Source organism: Candidatus Symbiobacter mobilis CR, assembly GCF_000477435.1.
Lineage (GTDB): Bacteria > Pseudomonadota > Gammaproteobacteria > Burkholderiales > Burkholderiaceae_C > Rhodoferax > Rhodoferax mobilis.
This window is the reverse complement of record NC_022576.1, coordinates 183,716-203,157: the sequence shown is the minus strand read 5'-3', so window position 1 is coordinate 203,157 and position 19,442 is coordinate 183,716. Positions and strand designations below refer to the sequence as shown.

At 63.3% G+C, this 19,442-nt stretch carries 2 protein-coding genes; both read right to left on the bottom strand.

What is annotated here, in order from left to right; translation table 11 throughout:
* Positions 1 to 15 precede the first annotated feature (15 nt).
* The gene (locus CENROD_RS12250) at positions 16 to 1,434 is read right to left on the bottom strand and encodes a FecR family protein (protein WP_022771162.1); all 1,419 of its coding nucleotides are present in this window, start codon (positions 1,432 to 1,434) and stop codon (positions 16 to 18) included.
* Positions 1,422 to 19,400, bottom strand: a complete 17,979-nt coding sequence (locus CENROD_RS00835; protein ID WP_022771161.1) for a YDG domain-containing protein — start codon at positions 19,398 to 19,400, stop codon at positions 1,422 to 1,424. The genes CENROD_RS12250 and CENROD_RS00835 overlap by 13 nt, the downstream gene beginning before the upstream one ends.
* Positions 19,401 to 19,442 lie beyond the last annotated feature (42 nt).

The window sequence follows — 19,442 nt, the reverse complement described above, 5'->3', positions numbered from 1 at the left end:
GGAAAAACAAAGCCCCTACCGGCATTGGTTGCTGGATGGCTTGTTGACCTCGCTCAACACCGTGTAGAGCATCGGGTTGGCCTGGTTCGGCATCGGCACTTTGTCGAACTGGATGAACAGCGGCGTGACTGCCGGGCGGCCAGTGTTGCCGCTTGCCCCTGCAAACCCCGTCTCCCCGCGCCCCAGGTGGAGCTTTTGCTCGGTCTTGGAAATGACTTCGATATGCCCGTCACGCACGTAGACGAACAACCCTTCGTCTTCAGCCTTCACGTCCCCACTCGTAAACAATTGTTTGAGATCGACGGGCACCTTGTCGGGCCTCGGGATGCTCTCCAGCGTCGGGGCAGTCAGTGGCTTATGGTGATCGCGGCCTATCTGCACCCCCTGCCCCACTTGCAGCACATGCGCTGCATCCATGCCCACGGGCCGTACTTCTACCGTGCCCTGCCACGCATAGAAGTTGCACAGCGGGTCTTTCGATTGTGCTGTGTCCGGGCATTCCAAATCCAACCCCGTTCCACGGATGCCGATCGTCGCGGTCGGCGTCTTGAACTGGACACTTTTTTGGTTGGCTTTGCCAATCAGCCCCGTCAATGCACGCAGCGAACCCCGCACGAGCGAGACGAGGAAATTCCCCTCTTGCGGGTTCTTTTCGTCGTAGACAAAGCTTTCCACCCGGAACCGCGTGTTCCCGCCCAGCGTCATCCGGCTGTCATCCCGAAACACCAGCACCGCACGGCCATCGGCGCCCGTTACCAGCGTGTCCCCTGCATACACGCTGGCGCCTTCCACCACGACCCGCTGCTTTCCGCTGGCATCCACCGCGTGGAGCGTTCCCGTCGCCGTCACCACCTTGGCGCTGGCGTGAACGTGGTTGGGCCGGGCCGACACCTTCACTTGCGCGGATTCCTCGCGGCATTCCGCGCCGCACAGCCGTGCGTCGAAGTCCGTTCCGCGTATGCCGACCGTCGCCGTCGCCGTTCGCACCCTGGCTGCATTGGGCGCGTTTTTGCTGATCAGCCCGGTGATGGCGCGGAACCCCCCGCGCAGCAATTGCATCACCATGCCGTTTTCGGCATTGCCTTCGCGGTACTGGTATTTCTGCACCACCATTTCGGTGTTGGGCCGCAGCGTCATCCTCGTTCCATCTTCCATACGGATGATGGCCGCCGCGCCGTCGGAAGTCGTCAGCCGGTCGCCTTCGCTCAACGCCATGCCCTTACCCAGCGTGCGCGGCGTTTGCTCCTTCGTCTGCGCAAAACCGACCCCGCGCGCGAACTCCACCACGCCAGCCGGGGTGGCTGGCGCAGCTTGCGGCACAGCAGTCGCCGCAATTGCCAGCATTGGCAACGCCGCGATGCACCCTGCCAGCCCGCGCAGCGTGCTGCGTAGTCGGCTGTCCCACTTGCTTTCCAGCTTAGTTAGCGCGTGCATGTTGCCCCCTCTACCACGATGATGGATTTGTCTTTTTTGGGTTTGGCCGGGCCACTGGGTGGGGCCTCGTCAGGTTGCGCATCGTGCAGTGCGCGTTCTTCGTCTTGCAGCGCGGGTTCCCCATCGCCCTGCATCACCGGGCGTTCCTCCCCGGGCTGCCTGGGGTCATCCGGCCCCAAGGGCGGCCCCAACAGCGGATCAAATCCTTCGGCCAACTCCGGCATGGCGCGCCCCATCGCAAAGTCTTCTGCAGCCAGCATCGCCAATTGCTCGGTCAACACCGCCAAGGGAGCCATCGGCTGGAAGACCTGCATATCGAGCACGTCGCGGAAATGGTCGGTGAACGTAACCGTCTCCGCCTGGGCTTGTTCCACCGCCGGCGTAATCACCGAAGCCTGTTGCGATGGTGGCGGAGTGACCACGACCCCGGCCTGTACATAGCTGACGAGCTTCGCATCCGTCATGGCCAGCGGCCCGAAGGTCATGGCCCCCTGCGCGCTGACCCGCACCGCCGATGCAGCAGATACCGCGCTGTTCTGCGTATAACTGGCCGCCGCATCGAGCACGACGGAACCGAGTAGCGAACGCACCGGGCCATTGATGCGGATGTCGCCCGCACTGGTGGTATTCGTCGCAGTCAGCGTGATGTCCCCGCTCGCTTGCAGCCCACCTGTGCCAATCGTCAAGGGGCTGTTGGCAACGATCTGCACGCTGCCCGCACGGGCCTGCACTTCCTCGTCGCCAGTGCGCACGCCCCCGGTGTTCTTCACGACGATGTCGCCACGCTGGGTGCGTACCGTTCCGAGTTCGACGATCCCCTGGCTGGTCAGCATGATGTCCCCGGCGCCCGTCACCACAGCATCGAAGCTGCGGAGTTGGTTGCCGGCATGGGTGAGCGTGACACCATCGGCAGACGTGGTACTGACTCGCCCCGTGATCGCCACCGCGCCGGACTGGGCAATGCCGCCTTGCGGGGCGCGCAGCGTCAGGCTTTGGCCTTGCACGGCGCCAACGGTCAAATTGCCCCGCGCCTGTTCGATGACGATGGCACCCTCGGCAACCAGTGCCCCGCTTTGCACGTACTGCCCGCTGGGAGCCTGCAACGTGATCGCATGGGCTTGAATGTCCCCCACGCTCAAGTCACCCAAGAGCTGGCGAATGGCGACATCGCCCTCGACGTCGATGCTGCCGCCTTGCTGGACGAAATCCCCCGTGATCGTGACCGAGGCATTGCCCATCAACACACCGCCTGTCTGGCGGTAGTCGGCGGTAGCCAGGCTTTGCGCCACCGTCAGGTTCCCGCCCTGGAGCAGCAGGGTGCCTTGGCTGTCGATCGATTCCAGGCTCGTCGCGGTGGTGCTGCCGTCAAAAATCACCGTCGCCCCGACGGGAATGACGACTTCCCGCACATTGGCGCCATCGGGCAGCACTTCCCCTTCCCACTGGGTGGGGTCGTTCCACGAACCATTGCCCGTTCCCGTCCAGACGGCGGTATCCCGGGGGGTGATATCCGCAGTAAGCGTGACGGCCGAGTAATCCACTTCGTAGTTGGTGGCATCCGCGCCAGCCAGTTCGACAGTGGTCAGGCTGACGGGCTTGCCCTGCCCGGCGTTTTTGTCGAGGAAGTTGCCCACCACTGCCAAGATGCCCACATCATCACCGCCCAACAATCCGTTGATATCGGGCTGTTCTGCGGCAATAGCGGCTTGTGTCGATCCGTCGTAGTCCTTGCTCTGCGCCACCAGGCCGCCGGTGAGTACCAGCGTGGCTTTGTCGATATTGGCAGTGGTGGTGACCGGTTCTTCGGCCAGGACGTAGTTCGCTGCGTCCGGCTGCGTCAAGGCTAGGCCTGTCAAGGTAACGACTTTGCCTTGGCCTGCATCCTTGCTCTCAAACTCTGCGCCGTCGTAGGCAAAAGCCACCTCGTCGCCTTCCAGCACCCCGCTCAACGCCCCGGTGTTCGTGATGTGCGCTGCGGCGCTGCGGTCGTAGACCTTATTCGCTACGGCAAATCCTGCCAAGGTTACGGTGCGGGGTGTGATGTCGGCCAAGGCCGTGGGCGTGCCTTCGAGCACGTAGTTGCTGGCGTCTTCCCCTGCCAACGCGAGGCCGGTAAAGGTCACTGTCTTGGACGCGCCCACGTCCTTGGTATCAAAGTGGGCTACGCCGCCGGAGATCGCCACGGCGTCGCCTTCGATCACTCCTTGCAAGGTACCGGTCGTGGTCACTTCCGCAGCGGTGGTGCGGTCGTAGACCTTGCTGGCAGCGGCAAATCCTTCCAGGGCCACGGTGCGGGGGGTGATGTCGGCCAAGGCCGAAGGCGTGCCTTCGAGCACGTAGTTGCTGGCGTCGTCTCCCTCCAGCGCGAAGTTGGTAAGCGTAACGGTTTTGGACTTGCCTGCGTCTTTGGTGTCGAAATAGGCGGTACCGCTGGAGACTGACACGGTGTCGCCTTCCAGCACTCCGCTCAACGCACCGGCGCTAGTCACTTCGGCATCGGTAGTGCGGTCGTACACCTTGCTCGCTGCGGCAAAGCCTTCGAGCTTTAGCGTGCGCTGCGTGATGTCAGCGTGGGTGGTTAGCGTTCCGGCTTCGACTTGGTAGTTCCCGGCATCTGCTCCATCCAGCATGATGTCGCTTAGCGTCACCGTCTTCGCCGTGCCTGCGTCTTTGGTCTCAAAGCGGGCTACGCCGCCGGAGACTGTTACTGCGTCGCCTTCCAGCACCCCGCTTAACGCACCGGCGCTGGTCACTTCGGCATCGGTAGTGCGGTCGTATACCTTGCTGGCTGCGGCAAAGCCTTCGAGCTTTAGCGTGCGTTGCGTGATGTCGGCTTGGGTAGTCAGCGTTCCGGCTTCGCCGACTTCGATGTGGTAGTTCCCGGCATCCGCTCCATCCAGCATCACGTCGCTTAACGTTACCGTCTTGCCCGTGCCTGCGTCTTTGGTATCAAAGCGGGCTACGCCGCCGGAAACTGTTACCGCGTCGCCTTCCAGCACGCCACTCAACGCCCCGGCGCTGGTCACTTCGGCATCGGTGGTGCGGTCGTATACCTTGCTGACTGCGGCAAAGCCTTCCAGCTTTAGCGTGCGCTGCGTGATGTCAGCGTGGGTGGTTAGCGTTCCGGCTTCGATTTGGTAGTTCTCGGCATCCGCTCCATCCAACATCACGTCGCCTAACGTCACCACCTTCGCCGTGCCTGCGTCTTTGTTCTCAAAGCGGGCTACGCCGCCGGAAACCGTCACCGCATCGCCTTCCAGCACCCCACTCAATGCCCCGGCGCTCGCCAGTTCGGCATCGGTAGTGCGGTCGTACACCTTGCTCGCTGCGGCAAAGCCTTCGAGCTTTAGCGTGCGTTGCGTGATGTCGGCTTGGGTGGTCAGCGTTCCGGCTTCGATGTGGTAGTTCTCGGCATCCGCTCCATCCAGCATCACGTCGCTGAGCGTCACCACCTTGGCCGTGCCTGCGTCTTTGTTCTCAAAGCGGGCTACGCCGCCGGACACCGTCACCACATCGCCTTCGATCACCCCGCTCAACGCCCCGGCGCTGGTCACTTCGGCATCGGTAGTGCGGTCGTACACCTTGCTTGCTGCGACAAAGCCTTCCAGCTTCACCGTGCGGGGGGTGATGTCGGCATGAGTGGTCAGCGTCCCGGCTTCGATGTGATAGTTCCCCGCATCCGCTCCATCCAGCATCACGTCGCTGAGCGTTACCGCCTTGGCCGTGCCTGCATCTTTGTTCTCAAAGCGGGCTACGCCGCCGGAAACTGTTACCGCGTCGCCTTCCAGCACGCCACTCAACGCCCCGGCGCTAGTCACTTCGGCATCGCTGGTGCGGTCGTAGACCTTGCTCGCTGCGGCAAAGCCTTCGAGCGTTAGCGTGCGTTGCGTGATGTCGGCTTGGGTGGTTAGCGTCTCCGTATCGACGAGGTAGTTCCCTGCATCCGCTCCATCCAGCATCACGTCCCTTAGCGTTACCGTCTTCGCCGTGCCTACATCTTTGGTATCAAAGCGAGCTACACCGCCGGAAACCGTCACCACATCGCCTTCGAGCACCCCACTCAATGCCCCGGCGCTCGCCAGTTCGGCATCAGTGGTGCGGTCATACACCTTGCTGGCTGCGGCAAAGCCTTCCAGCTTTAGCGTGCGCTGCGTGATGTCGGCGTGGGTGGTTAGCGTCTCCGTATCGACGAGGTAGTTCCCTGCATCCGCTCCATCCAGCATCACGTCGCTAAGCGTTACCGTCTTCGCCGTGCCTGCGTCTTTGCTCTCAAAGCGGGCTACGCCGCCGGACACTGTTACCGCGTCGCCTTGGAGCACCCCGCTTAACGCACCGGCGCTGGTCACTTCGGCATCGGTAGTGCGGTCGTACACCTTGCTGGCTGCGGCAAAGCCTTCCAGTTTTAGCGTGCGTTGCGTGATGTCGGCTTGGGTAGTCAGCGTTCCGGCTTCGCCGACTTCGATGTGGTAGTTCCCGGCATCCGCTCCATCCAGCATCACGTCGCTTAACGTTACCGTCTTGCCCGTGCCTGCGTCTTTGTTCTCAAAGCGGGCTACGCCGCCGGAAACCGTCACCGCATCGCCTTCCAGCACCCCACTCAATGCCCCGGCGCTCGCCAGTTCGGCATCGGTAGTGCGGTCGTACACCTTGCTCGCTGCGGCAAAGCCTTCGAGCTTTAGCGTGCGCTGCGTGATGTCGGCTTGGGTAGTCAGCGTTTCCGTATCGACGAGGTAGTTCTCGGCATCCGCTCCATCCAACATCACGTCGCCTAACGTCACCACCTTCGCCGTGCCTGCGTCTTTGTTCTCAAAGCGGGCTACGCCGCCGGACACCGTCACCGCGTCGCCTTCCAGCACGCCACTCAACGCACCGGTGCTCGTCACTTCGGCATTGATGGTGCGGTCGTACACCTTGCTGGCTGCGGCAAAGCCTTCGAGCTTTAGCGTGCGTTGCGTGATGTCGGCTTGGGTAGTCAGCGTTCCGGCTTCGCCGACTTCGATGTGGTAGTTCCCCGCATCCGCTCCATCCAGCATCACGTCGCTTAACGTTACCGTCTTGCCCGTGCCTGCGTCTTTGGTATCAAAGCGGGCTACGCCGCCGGAAACTGTTACCGCGTCGCCTTCCAGCACCCCGCTCAACGCACCGGTGCTGGTCACTTCGGCATCGGTGGTGCGGTCATAGACCTTACTGGCTGCTGCAAAGCCTTCAAGCTTTAGCGTGCGCTGCGTGATGTCAGCGTGGGTGGTCAATGTCTCCACATCAACCACATAGTTCTCGGCATCCGCTCCATCCAACATCACGTCGCCTAACGTCACCGTCTTGCCCGTGCCTGCGTCTTTGTTCTCAAAGCGGGCTACGCCGCCGGCAATCTCCACGTCGTCGCCTTCCAGCACGCCGTAGAACCAGCCATCAACGACGACTGCATCAGTAGTCCCGTCGTACACCTTGCTTTGCACCGCAAAGTCTTCCAGCGTCACTGTGGCGGGCAGAATATTCCCCGCCAGAGTGAGCGTTTCGGGCAATACGTCTGCGGGGAGCACGTAGTTCCCGGCGTCGTTCCCCTGCAAACCTACGCCTGTAACGGTGACGACCTTGTTCGTCCCGGCGTTTTTGTCCGCATACGTTGCGCTCTCCACTTTCGGGGCGACCTCGTCGCCATCGACGAACCCGGCGACCTGCAATGTTCCCGCCCGCAACACCGCGATCGTCGTTCCGTCGTACACCTTGTCCGCCACGTCGAGGCGCCCGGTCACAGTCAGCATCTTGGGGGCAATGGTGAGCGCGCCACCCTGAATGTCATAGCCCTGCTGATCGGAATACGCAGCGTATGTTCCCGCGTTGCGCCCACTGGCCGCAGTAATGTGATCGTAGGTAGCGCCCGTTTGCACGGCGCCGTCGTAGGTCAGCGTTACGTCAGACAGCGTCAGCGGCCGCAAAAAGCCCGCGAGCAACGGCGCAGTCTGCCCTTCATAGATGCGCCATAACGCAGCGCTGCCCGCCGTGGCGGCAATGGCGCTGGGAACCTCGTCGTTCCACGCGGCATAGCTGGCCATGGCGTGCAACGAAGGGGTATCCAGCCCCTCCCCTGCCGCAGAGACCTCGGTGCCCGCTGCATCGATAGCCCAGAAACTGGCGCGTACCGTGCCCGTATCGCTGCCGACCAGCCCACCGCCTTGCGTGGTTCCCGCCGCGTAGCTATGGGCGATAGCGCCCGTGTTGGAACCAACCAGCCCACCCAGCAGGACATCGGTAACGACCTGCGCATCCGTGGCAACCCCGACGGTCGCATAGCTATGGTCGATGCTGCCTGTGTTGGTGCCAACCAGCCCCCCGCCACTGGGGCCACCAGCGCCTTCCCCAGCGCCAGTTTCCACAACACCCGCCACGCGCACCGCGCCAGTGGCATAGCTTTGCGCGATGGCTCCGGCATGGACGCCAACCAATGCGCCCACATGCGTACCGCCAACGATGGCAGCATCAACCAGGCCCAGATTGCGGATCACCGCCCCTGCCGCAGTCGCGCCAAACATGCCGACGTCTGCTGCATCGGCACGCTGGATATGCAGCCCGCGCACGACGTGGTAGCCGCCGTCGAACGCCCCCGCAAAGGGAGTTTGCGCACTGCCCAGCGGCTGAAAGCCCGCCCCGGCGTTCCATGTCGCGGTGGCTTGGGCATCCAAGTCCTGCGTAAGCGCGAAGGAGCGGTCGGGCATCGTCCCCACCCCCTGCAAGCCGTACAGATCCGCCAATTGGTAGGGGGATTCCACGGTGCCCGCGCCGCCCAGAGCACGCAGGAAGGTGCCGCCAGTGATCGAAAAAGCCCCTACCTCAAAGCGTGGAAGCGCGGTGCCCACCTGTGCCCAGTCCCCCCCCGCCAAGGTGAAAGCCCCGGCTGTGACATCGACCGCTTGCGCCTGCACAGCGCCTGCAACCGTCAGGGTGCCCCCGCTATGCAACGCGACATCCGCGCCACGGTCGCCTGCGATGGCGGTGATCCCGCCTTCCAGCACAAGATCGCCCGCCACGTCAAGCAACACGGCGCCACTGCTTCCCCACGCAGCAGTTTCGGTAGCACCCACCCCACCAGCCCCCCCCATGGCGCGCACGACACCGACCTTGCTGGCCAGTAGCGACGCCACATCGCCAGCGCCCGCAGCAGGTGGCGATGCAGCCGGATCCCAATTTTGCGAACGGGCCGTGATCGCAATCTCCCCTCCATGCCCGCCCGGGAAGACGCGCGTGCCCTCCATATCCGCCCCACCAATCCCCCCGACGGTGTCGATGCTGCCTACCGTGACCGCGCCTTCCGCATCGAGCATCACCGTCGCACCGTTGCCGCCACGGTTGGCAGGGCTGTCCGCGCCCCGGCCGTCGATGGCCCCGATGGCAATGCTGCCCACTTCCGCCCGCAGCGTGATATCGCCTGCGTCGCCTGTCGATGTCGTCGAAACCTGGCCCAGCGCAATGCCTTGCAGCCCCGTCGCCGTCAGGTGGAGCACCCCGCCGTTCGTCCGAATGGCCGATTCGCTGCCGCCGGTGATGCCCATGGCAGACAGCTCGACGCTGCCCTGCGCGCGAACCAGCGTGAGTGCGTCGATGGCGCCGTTGTTGGCCACGCGCACTGCGCCCGCTTCGTTGTCAATGACCCCAACCGACAGCAGCCCCCGGTTGGCGAAGTCGATCGTTCCAGAACCCGTGTTATGCGCCTGGAATGCCCGCACTTGGTTGAGGTCGTGGGTAAACGTGGCCCCGTCGGCAGAAGACGTCGACAGCCCCCCGGCAACGACCGGCGCGCTTTGGGTGATCGCACCGGTCTGCGAAGCCAAGGACACATCCCCGTTCGCGCTGACCGTTCCAGACAAAGACAGCCCGCCGATGTTGGAAACCGTGATGGCCCCGGCGGGGTTTTGGAGTCCCTGGATATGGACCAATGTGCCTTGGCGGTTGTAGATGATGATGTCCGACTGCCCTTCAACGCCTACATTGCTGGACGCAGCGATGGCGCCAAAAGCGTTGTCGCCGGTGAACGAGGCACCGCCCACCGCAGCGAACTGCAAGGTTCCCGCCACAAGCTGCGATGGCGCCGCAATGGCACCGCCAGCGCGGATGTCGAGCATCGCTGGGGTCGACACCACTTGCCCCGAACCCTGCCCCAGCAACGCGCTGCCGGAGATGGTTCCAAAGGCCGACACAGGCTCGCTGCCCGCGTGGACCGTTTCGATATAGCCGCCTTCTCCGTTGGGGGTGTAGGTCGTCGAAGGCAGATGGTCCAGGCTGAAATCCGCCCGCTCCATCAAGGCCGATGGCAGCACGGTGCCCATGCCGTTCGAGATGCCGATGGTTACGTCCCCAGCGAAAGTGCTGTTGACCGCATCACCGTAATGGAACTGGATGCTGCCATCCGGGCGCAGCACCGATTCGAAGATGGCAGCCGGAGCACTGGCATTGACCGGGTACCCGTACCGGGCCACATCCCATACCACCGAGAAATTGCCCGCACTGGGGGCGATGCGGATGTCCTTGCCAGCGTTGGCCTGAAGCACCCAGTCGTTCCACGCCGGGGCTATCGCCTTCATCCCGGCAAGATCGGCTACCGAATCGCCATAGGAACCTGTGCCCACATCGAAGGTGATCAGCCCGTTGGTGGTAATGAATGCCTTGGTGTATTCGGTACCAAAGTAGGTGAAGGCAAAAGGAAGCTGGTATTCGAAATAGGTGTCGTCGATCCATCCACCACTGCCCAGCCCAAGCAAATTTACCCCGCCAGGGGCTTCCAGCACGATGCTGCCAGAAGACTGCACCCCCCCTTGCAGGGTGATGGAATCGCCACGCAGGCGAATGCTGTGTTGTGCGGCCGGTTCCATGGCGTTGGTCACCACGCCGGAATCCTGCCGCAGTACACCACCTTCTGCCCGCAATTCCAGCGTGCCTGTGGCATGCACATCGCCCAGCAATGTCATTCCTTGCGCACTGGTCACTGCCAGGTTTCCACCGGCGTTGGCGAGGTTGATGACGGTCAAGTTGTTCCCGCTGTGCAGGGAGACCATTCCTGCTCCGGTATTGCTTGCACGCAGCGAAGCAAAGCGGTTGCCGGTGTCGTCGAGCACGATGCCATCGCGTGCGCCTGCCTCCAGCGTGCCTTGCAACTCCAGCGGCGCGTGCTGGGTAATCTGCCCCAGCGGCGCAGCAAGAGCCAGCGACGCAGCGCGAATGCTGCCCACATCCAAGTCGCCCTCGGACTGCGCGATCTGCACGGCCCCATCGACAGCAATCACCCCGCCGCTGTGCTGGAAGCTGCGCGTGACGGTCAGCGATCCCGCCCCTTCGATGCTGCCACCCGTTTGCCGCAAATCGCCCCACCGGGCGCTCGTTCCTCCCACGTGCAGCGTCCCGGCATCGACTTGCAGCACCCCGGTTCCCATCAACAGCCCACTGGCGGTGACTTGGCCCCCTTGCAGCCGCAAATCGCCCTCGAACAGGGAAGTCCCATCGGTAGCCAGCAGGGAAAGGCTGCCCCCTTCGACGATGCGCAAGTGGTTGTTCGCAGCCGTGGAAATGCCTTGGATGCGTTGCTCGGTGGACAGGGACGCTTCGACGCCCGCCACCAGCCCCATTTGCACCCAGCTTCCTTCGCCGGGCAAGGCATTGCCCGTCCAGTTCAGGGGGTTTTCCCAGGTGGTGTTCAGCCCGGCGCCGCCGTCCCAACACACGCCGGTACAGGATATGCCGGTGTGCGTCAGCCGGTACGTCGTTCCCACGATGGCGCCGTTCACGCCGCTGGGAACGGCCAGGGTCTCGAAGCCGCCTATCGCGCTGCCTGCCTGGATCAGATCAAAGCTCTGTTCGTTCCACGCTGTGCCAGGCATCGTGGTGGTCTGCAATGTCCCTGCCAAGGTGGCCTCCCCGGACACTTGCAACACGTCGGATTCCGGCGCGGTCACCGTGCCGCCCAGGTCAGCCTGCAACACGGAACCGGTGCCGAGTTGCAAGTCCCCGTCGATCAACAAGGCCCCCAGCCTGCCCGTACCACCGGGGTCCAGCGTGCCATCGTTGCGCATACCCGCTTCCCCGCTGCCCACATCGATCTTGCCGATGCCGGAGAGATACCCCACGTTATGCAGCCCTTGGGGAGCGACGATGTCCAGCGTCTGCGCATGCACGCCATACGCCAATTCCAGCGGGCTGGCGCTAACGCCGAGATGCAGTGCGGTGGCCTCAATCGGCGTCTCAATCTGCAAGGCGGCGGCATCGAGCGTCAATTGCCCCAACCCGGTGGGGACGGCACGAACGGTCAGGGTACCTTGACTTACAAAAGCCATGTGGTTGGCTTGGAAAGTCCCCGCGCCACCAGGAACGGACAGCGTGGCCACGTCTACCCAGCTTGCGTCCCCCAGCACCAGGGATTCGGTGTAGTTGTACGGAGCAAAGCGCAGGAAGGATTCGACACCCCCCACCCCTTCCGACGCCTGGGCAACGATGGTCTTGCTTGCCGTGACATCGACCGGATGATCCGTCGTGAACTCGATGATCGGGGCACGCAAATCGTCTTCGATATGGAGCTGCGGCGCGGACAGGTGGATGGCCTGCATCCCTTCCGGCGCCGTATGCATCGTGATGCCGCTGCCGCTGGCGAAATACAACGCCGCTGCCTGGAAAGCGCCACCGCCACCCAGCCCGGACAGCGCTAACCCATCGACCAGCCCGCCAGCGCCGATCTCCAGCGCACGAGTCTGGGTGTACATCTGAAAGCCGATATCCCCCCAAAACGCGTCATTGCTTCCGTCCGTGGCACGCACCGTCTTGCCTTCGGCCACGGTCAATGTGTCTGCCTGGATGCCGATGTGCTGGACCTGCACGTCACCCTGGATAGCGACCAGCGGAGCGAAGAGCGATAGACGTTCCATCCCGCTGGGAGCGGCCTCAATGGTCAGTGCCGATTCGCTCTGATACTGCACGCCTTGCGCTTGGTAGCTGCCTGCGCCGCCTGGCAGGGAGACTTTGGCGGCTTCCGCCGCAGTGACGACGAGCGGGGCGTTTTTGGTGAACGGCGCAAAGGTGACGGTACCCTCCTCCCCGTACTCTGGCCTGCCGGAAGCAGTCACCGTAGCGCCCGCAGCCACCGTCGGCGCCGTATCCGAATGCAGTTCGATGTAACGGGCTTCGACGTTGGCAGCGATGTCGATGCGCGGCGCCAACAGCCCGAGCTTGATCTCCGTACCCAATTGCAAATCTGCGGCGATGTCCAGCTCCAGCGGAGAGTGGATCATCGCGACGGGCGCCTGGAACCGGCCCGTACCGCCGGGTGCAGACAGCAACGTCCCACTGATCAACCCACCCGTTCCCACCCGCACGGGGGCCTGCGCAGAGTGCGAAGTCAGCATCAGCGCACCCCAGCCTGCATCGGAACCCAACCCGGCCACAACGCTACCGCCCTCTCCCAGCACAATGGGCGAATCCGCGTGCAATTCGATGGATTGCGAACGAACCTGGCCCAGGATCGACAAGCCCGGCGCATCCAGCACCAGCCCTTGCTGCGCAAGGACGTTGCCTGCGACGATCGTGTCTTCCACCTGCTTGGCGACGAAGTACCTTGCAGCAGTGATGCTGCCGCCATCTTGGTGGAAGCTGCCATCGACGACCAGCGAATCGTCCGCGACGATGCTCCCGCCGGTGACAGTCAAGGCCGAAGCCATCGACGCCTGCTGCAGCCGCAGCGTGCCCCCGGATACCTGTACCACGCCCCCTTGTTGCGCATCGAATTGGCCAGAGAAGGTCGCGGTACCCGTTCCCGATACCCCCAGAGTGCCACGCACCGTCGCGCCCTCGGTGACGGTAAGCGAACCGCCGGAAATATTGAGCGCGTTGTCCGCATCGATCCGCAAGCCTGCAATGCTGTGCTCCCCCGCCGTGTGCGCCACGGCTACCCCAGTACTGAGCAAGGCAGTTTCACTGGCCGTGGGGAGCGCGCCGGTGCTCCAGTTGCCGGGGGTGGACCAATCCAGCGTGTCGGCAGCATTGGTGAACGTCACCGTTCCCGGTTCGCCGCTGTAGATGAGCCTTGCGGTTTCGCCAGTCGCAAGGCGATACCCAACCTGAAACTGCGTGGGCAAGCTGGTGGTATCGGCGAAAGTGCCGCTGGATGTGCCTGTCGAGGTCAGGATAGGCAGTGCGTCTCCCAGCACCAGGGGGTGCTCCGACGGCAGGCTGACGCGCAGCGCACCGCCCAACGCCACAGTGCCTGTGACGCGAAGCCGGTCGTAGGCTCCGACCTCAGCGCCCATGGCATCGATGTCGAGCACCGACCCTTCCGCAAGCTGAAGGTTCCCGGTGATCGCCAAGGCGCCTGTGGTTCGGGCTGTCCCTGGTGCAATCGTTCCGACATTGACGAGGGTTTGCCCAGTGCCCACGCTGACCGTCCCCATACCCTGCATGGTTCCTTCGTTGGTGAAGGCGGTGGCGCTTAACGTAGCCGATGCATCGACCTGCACCGTGCCTTGCTGGGTCAGCGGCGCGGTCAGCCCGAGCGCCCCGCTGGCCACGTGGATCATTCCCGTGTTCTGCACGCTCGCGCTGACGGTAGAAGTGCCTGTTCCGGCGCTTTTGCCGAAGGTGCCGGTATTGACGACCGATCCACCCGTCCCGGCAAACCCGGTGTCGTCGTCGAACAGGAATGTGCCCGCGTTGTGGAGAACCCCGCCGTTTTGGATCGTCAGCTTGCCGACGTAGTAGCCTTTTTCGTGGTGGATCGTTCCGTAGTTTTCCAGCGTGCGTTCGAGCACGGGCTGGGTCGTCGCGTATTCGACGGTATGGATCGTTCCATCGGCAACGGGGGCATCGACGACTGTCTTGCCTATACCCGCCATCGTCCCGCTCGACCAGTAGAAACCTTCGGTGGCATGGAGATCGCCTTCGCCGTCGAGCCTGCCGCCCGTTTGCCGGTAGTTCGACACGGCAAAGCCGTCAGCGCCCACCGTCAGGGTTCCCCCGGCCACATCGAGCGTCCCCGTTCCCGCAAGGGTGCCCGTGGCTATGCCACTGCCAGACGTGACGGCCAAGCGCCCGGTCAGGATGGTTCCGTCGCCGCTATGCCCAAACCCTGCGGCAGCGTATATCGTTCCGCTATCGATTTGGAGGATCCCTCCATCGTTCTGGATTGCCGCGCTGACCGATGATGTCCCTGACCCTCCGCTTTTGCCGAACGTGCCGGTGTTGACGATGGAACCGCCGGTTCCAGAAATGCCGGTATCCGCAGTAAAGAAGTAATAGCCCCGGTTATCGAGCACGCCGTTGTCGTTGATCACGAGACTGCTGGCGTAGTACTCCTTGTCGTGGTGGATCGTTCCCCAGTTTTGCAGTGTGCGCGACAACACCGGCTGCAAGGTGGAATAGGGGGAAGTTTGGATATGCCCGTCGATCACTGTGTCGCGAACAATGGTTTTGCCCGCTCCGGTCATCGTTCCACTAGACCAGAAAAAACCTGCGTAGGCGGATAGATCACCGGCGCCGTCCAGCGTTCCGCCTGTCTGGCGGTACCCCGGAACGTCGAAGCCTTCGGCGCCAACGGTCAAGCCACCGCCTGCAAGCTCCAGCGTTCCCGATCCTTGCAAATCCCCAGTCGCCGTACTGCTGCCTGCGGCAATGACCAGATGCCCATCCAGCCAGCCCGAACCGGTGTGCGAAAAGCCCGCAGTGCCTTGCACCTTGCCGGTATCGACCTGGATCGTTCCGCCTTGGTTGGTGATCGTCGCGCTGACGTTGGAGACCCCGGTTCCTGCGCTCTTGCCAAAGATGCCGGTGTTGACGATCTCGCCTCCCGCCCCGGAAATGCTTGTGTCGGCATCGAACCAGTACGCGCCTTGGTTGTCGAGCTTGCCGCCTTGGTTGATGACGAGACTGCCGTTGTAATAAGCCCCCTTATGAACAATCGTTCCCAGGTTTTGCAGGGTGCGGGTGAGCACCGGCTGCGCAACACCGTATTCCGAAGTCAGGATGATTCCAGCATCGACATCCTCGGCAACGATCGTCCTGCCCGTTCCATCCATCGTCCCGCTCGACCAATAGAAGCCGGTGGTGGCGGTCAGGTTTCCTTCGCCGTTCAGGGTACCCCCAGTCTGTTTGTAGGTGGGCACTTCCAACCCGGACGCGCCCATCGTCAACGTTGCGTTGGACGCCACTTCGAGCGTCCCCATGCCATTGAGCTTGCCGGAAGCTACCCCGCTACCGCCAGATATGGCGAGGTGGCCGTCAAGCGTGCCTGCCCCCGTGTGGGAAAACCCGGCTGCCGCACGAATCTTTCCGGTATCGACCACAAAGGATCCACCATCGCTTTGTAATTCGGCAGTCAGGACGGAATCTCCGGTTCCGCCCTTCTTGCCCAACAACCCCGTATTGCGGATAACGCCGCCCGTTCCCGCAATGCCTGTGTCGGCAACGAACCAGTATTCCCCTTGGTTGTCGAGCACGCCACCTTCGTTGATGGTGAGACTGCTGGCGTAGTACTCCTTCTCGTGGTGAATGGTTCCCAGGTTGTGCAAGGTGCGGGTCAACACGGGTTGGGTCACGCCATATGGCGATGTCAACACCACGCCGTTGTCCACCGTCGCCGCCACGGTTGTGTGTCCCGTTCCCGTCATCGTTCCGCTCGACCACGAAAACGCCCCATTCACTTGCAGTGCGCCCGCCCCGGCGAGGGTGCCACCAGACTGGGTGTAGGAATGGATCGACGAAGCCCCTTCGACGTTCAGCGTACCGCCCTGGAGGGCGATTGCGCCGGTCGTTCCACCATGCACTGGGCCTTGGAGCGTGGCAGTGCCTGCGGTGACGGTGAGTGTTCCGCCCAGGCTGGTCGAACCCGTAACGGTGAGCGCACCGCCGGAGACCTTGAGCGAATTGCCGTTGGCGATGGCAAGCGCAGCGATGGTGTCCGTTCCGCTGGAGTGCGTGACCGCCAGCCCGGAATAGATATACGCTGCATCCTGCTCTCCCGGCAATTGGCCCGTGCTCCAGTTGCCAGGGGTCGCCCAATTCAGCCCGCCACTGGCATTGGTGAAAACGACCGCACTGCCGTCGATTGGATAGATCAACCGCGCTGCTTCGCCGGTGTACAGCCCGTACCCAACCTCGAACCCGGACAACACGGTGGAAGCATCGAAAGTGCCGATGGATGCGCCCGTGGCAGCCAGCATCGGGAATGCATCGGTGTTCTGGGGAACGTACCCCGGCATGAGGGACACCGCCACCGTTCCGGCCAGGGTGACGTCGCCAGCAACATCAAGGACGTCGGAGCGGGGTTCTTCCTGCGATCCCACATCGACCTGCAAATGGGAGGTAGCACCCAGCAACACATCGCCCTGCACATGGAGCGAGCCTACGTTCCCCTCGCCAGCCGGGGCGATGGTGCCTTCGTTACGCAGCGCGGCATCCCCGGTACCGACGACGATGGTGCCCGCGCCGGAGAGGATGCCTTGGTTCGTCCATCCCTCTGCTTTGGTCAGCGTGGCGCCCGCAGCAATGTCTACCGTGCCCATGTGCGTGAAGCTGCCGCGCAACGCCAGGGTTCCCGCTTGTACCGACAACGTAGCCGAGTCTTCCACATGCAATGCGCCGTCGATCGCCCATCCCTGTGCGATGGAGAGCCACGCACCACCCAGCACTTCCACCACGCTCCCGGATGCCGCCCCGGCATCTGCCACGTCGATCTCTATCGTGCCGGAAGATGCGCGCAGCGTGCCGTAGTGATAGAAATGGTCAACGGCAATGCGCAGGATGTCGCCGGTATCGTTGTCGATGAGACCGTAATTGGTCCACCGACTGCCCTCAAAAGGATCAGCGCGCAATGCGCCGCTGCCTTGTACCGTCACCCCTTCCCCAATCGTGACGCCGGTTCCCTTCGCGACCAGGGAACCAGTGTGCGCCAACGTGGCTGCGCTGGCCCCTTCGGCAAGATGGATCGCGACATCGGCAGCACTGCCGGGCTGGTCGCTCCACAGGTACACGGTGTTGCCGCCCGTATCGAACTGGATCCCTTCGGCCAGCGCCAACCCGCCTTCGATGTGCAGCGCTTCGCCGCCGATGTGTACGTCGCTGCCAATGGCCAGATGGCGCAAGGATCCCGAAAGGCTGGTCAGCGCCAACTGCGAACCCGTCGCCGCAACCAAGGTGCCATTGGCCAGCTTGCCTGCGAGGGAATAGTCGCCAGCCAGCGTGGTGAACCCGCCTTGGTTGTCGATGGTTCCCGCAAGGCTGCTGCCCGCCCCACCGGCATGCATCGTGACATGCAGGGGGTTTCCCGGCGTTCCGGCGACGGTGACTTCGGGATGCAGGGTGATCTTGCCCCCGGCGAGCATCGACAGGGTGCGCGCTGCCCCGCCCTCGGCACGATAGATCGAGGACTCGATATCGATATCTTGCGAAGCTGACAGGGTGACATCGTTGTCGGGCAGCAAGGCTTCGATCGCGCCGCTGGTGATGACGCTGTCCGCCTCGGGATACGTTTCTGCGGTACCAAGCTGCGCGGGGTCGCTGAGGTCATCCCCCACAGCGCCGTTGCCGTCGATGTCCGGCAAGTCGGCACGGATACGGATGTGGACGGGGTCGAGCAAGACTTGGCCGACTTGGCCTTGGGGCGCACTCGTATCGATCTTGGCGCGGAATTCGAGCACCCCTTTGCCGGAAGTCTCGACCTTGCCGCCGTCGCCGCCCGTTGCGCCGCCGCGTGCGGAGATGGTTCCGAATGCACGGGTGTGGCCATCGGACCAAACGACGACGGTGCCGCCATTGCCGTTCTGCGTGGCATCCGCACGCAACACGGCCTGGGCGCCGACATCGGTAGTCTGCGCGTTGGGAACGGCCGGGTTCTTGCCTTGCCAATCGCCACCGACGCGGATCGTCCCGCCGCCATGGGTGCCGGACGCATCGACAGTCGCTTGGTCTGCGAGCACGACGCGCGAACCCAGTACATCAACCTTGCCACCGTGGGCGCCCTTCGCGTCGATACGCCCTGCCCCATCAATCACCGCATCGCCCAGGGCGCGCAGCACCACCCTGCCCCCATCCTGTGCGACGGTGTAGGCAGTGATTTGGCCGCTGTGGCGAAGCGTCCCGGCAAAAATGCCAACGGCGTTGCCTGCCAAAATCCCCAGATTGAGCGCTCGATCTTGTGGAGCTTGGACATGGAGGACGATGCCTTCCAGCCCTCTTGCAGTGATCTCGATCTGTTGACCTGCCGCAAGAACCGCCGAACCGTTGGGAGCCTGAATCAGCGCCCCCGGCGCGGTGGAAACATCGCTACCCAATAGAAATACGTCGCCACTGCGTGCAAGCACGTTGCCCGCGACAGAGACCGTGCCGGCCATCTGCCCACCCCACTGCGCTGCATCGCCGAATCGCAGGCGCCCCTGCAACAGGTCGGCATCGGTCATACGCATGGCGGCAGCAGTGAATCCCGCCGTATCGACGACAGCGCCAGCGCCAACGGCAATGCCAGCGGGATTGACCAAGACGAGCCGCCCATTGCTCCCCAGCGTGCCAAAAATCTGCGATGGGGTGGCGGTGACGACGCGGTTGATCGACGTACTCAACGCATTGGGTTGCTGGAAAAAAGTTGTGTGCCCCGCTGGGATCGAAAACCGCTGCCAGTCGATGGCCGAATAGCCCAAGCCAGGGCCATTGCGAGTCGTCACCGTGAGGCGATTGCCCTGCGCTTGCAACGTGGCCGAACCCACCACGGGCACTGCGCCGCTGGGATTGGCCCACGCGGGCTGTGCAAGCCAGCACGCCAAGGCTGCTGCTGCGAAGGGCCGCAAAACGGGCCACGATGGCCAGCGTTGCGGAGCGCTCGGAGCCGAGGAAGCCGCTCCCCCCGCACGAATGTGGCTGCGCTCGATTTCCGCAACAGCCACCATTGCTCCCAAAGCCTGGTTCCATACAGTGCGATAGACATGGTTGAGGGGGGATCGTCTACGCATGGGACACCTCCGCCAGACGGCAGGAAAAAAAGGGGAAACAAC

Excerpts from the sequence above, each read along its gene's own strand:
- CENROD_RS12250 (WP_022771162.1), bottom strand. The coding sequence starts at position 1,434 with ATGCACGCGCTAACTAAGCTGGAAAGCAAGTGGGACAGCCGACTACGC.
- CENROD_RS00835 (WP_022771161.1), bottom strand. The coding sequence starts at position 19,400 with ATGCGTAGACGATCCCCCCTCAACCATGTCTATCGCACTGTATGGAAC.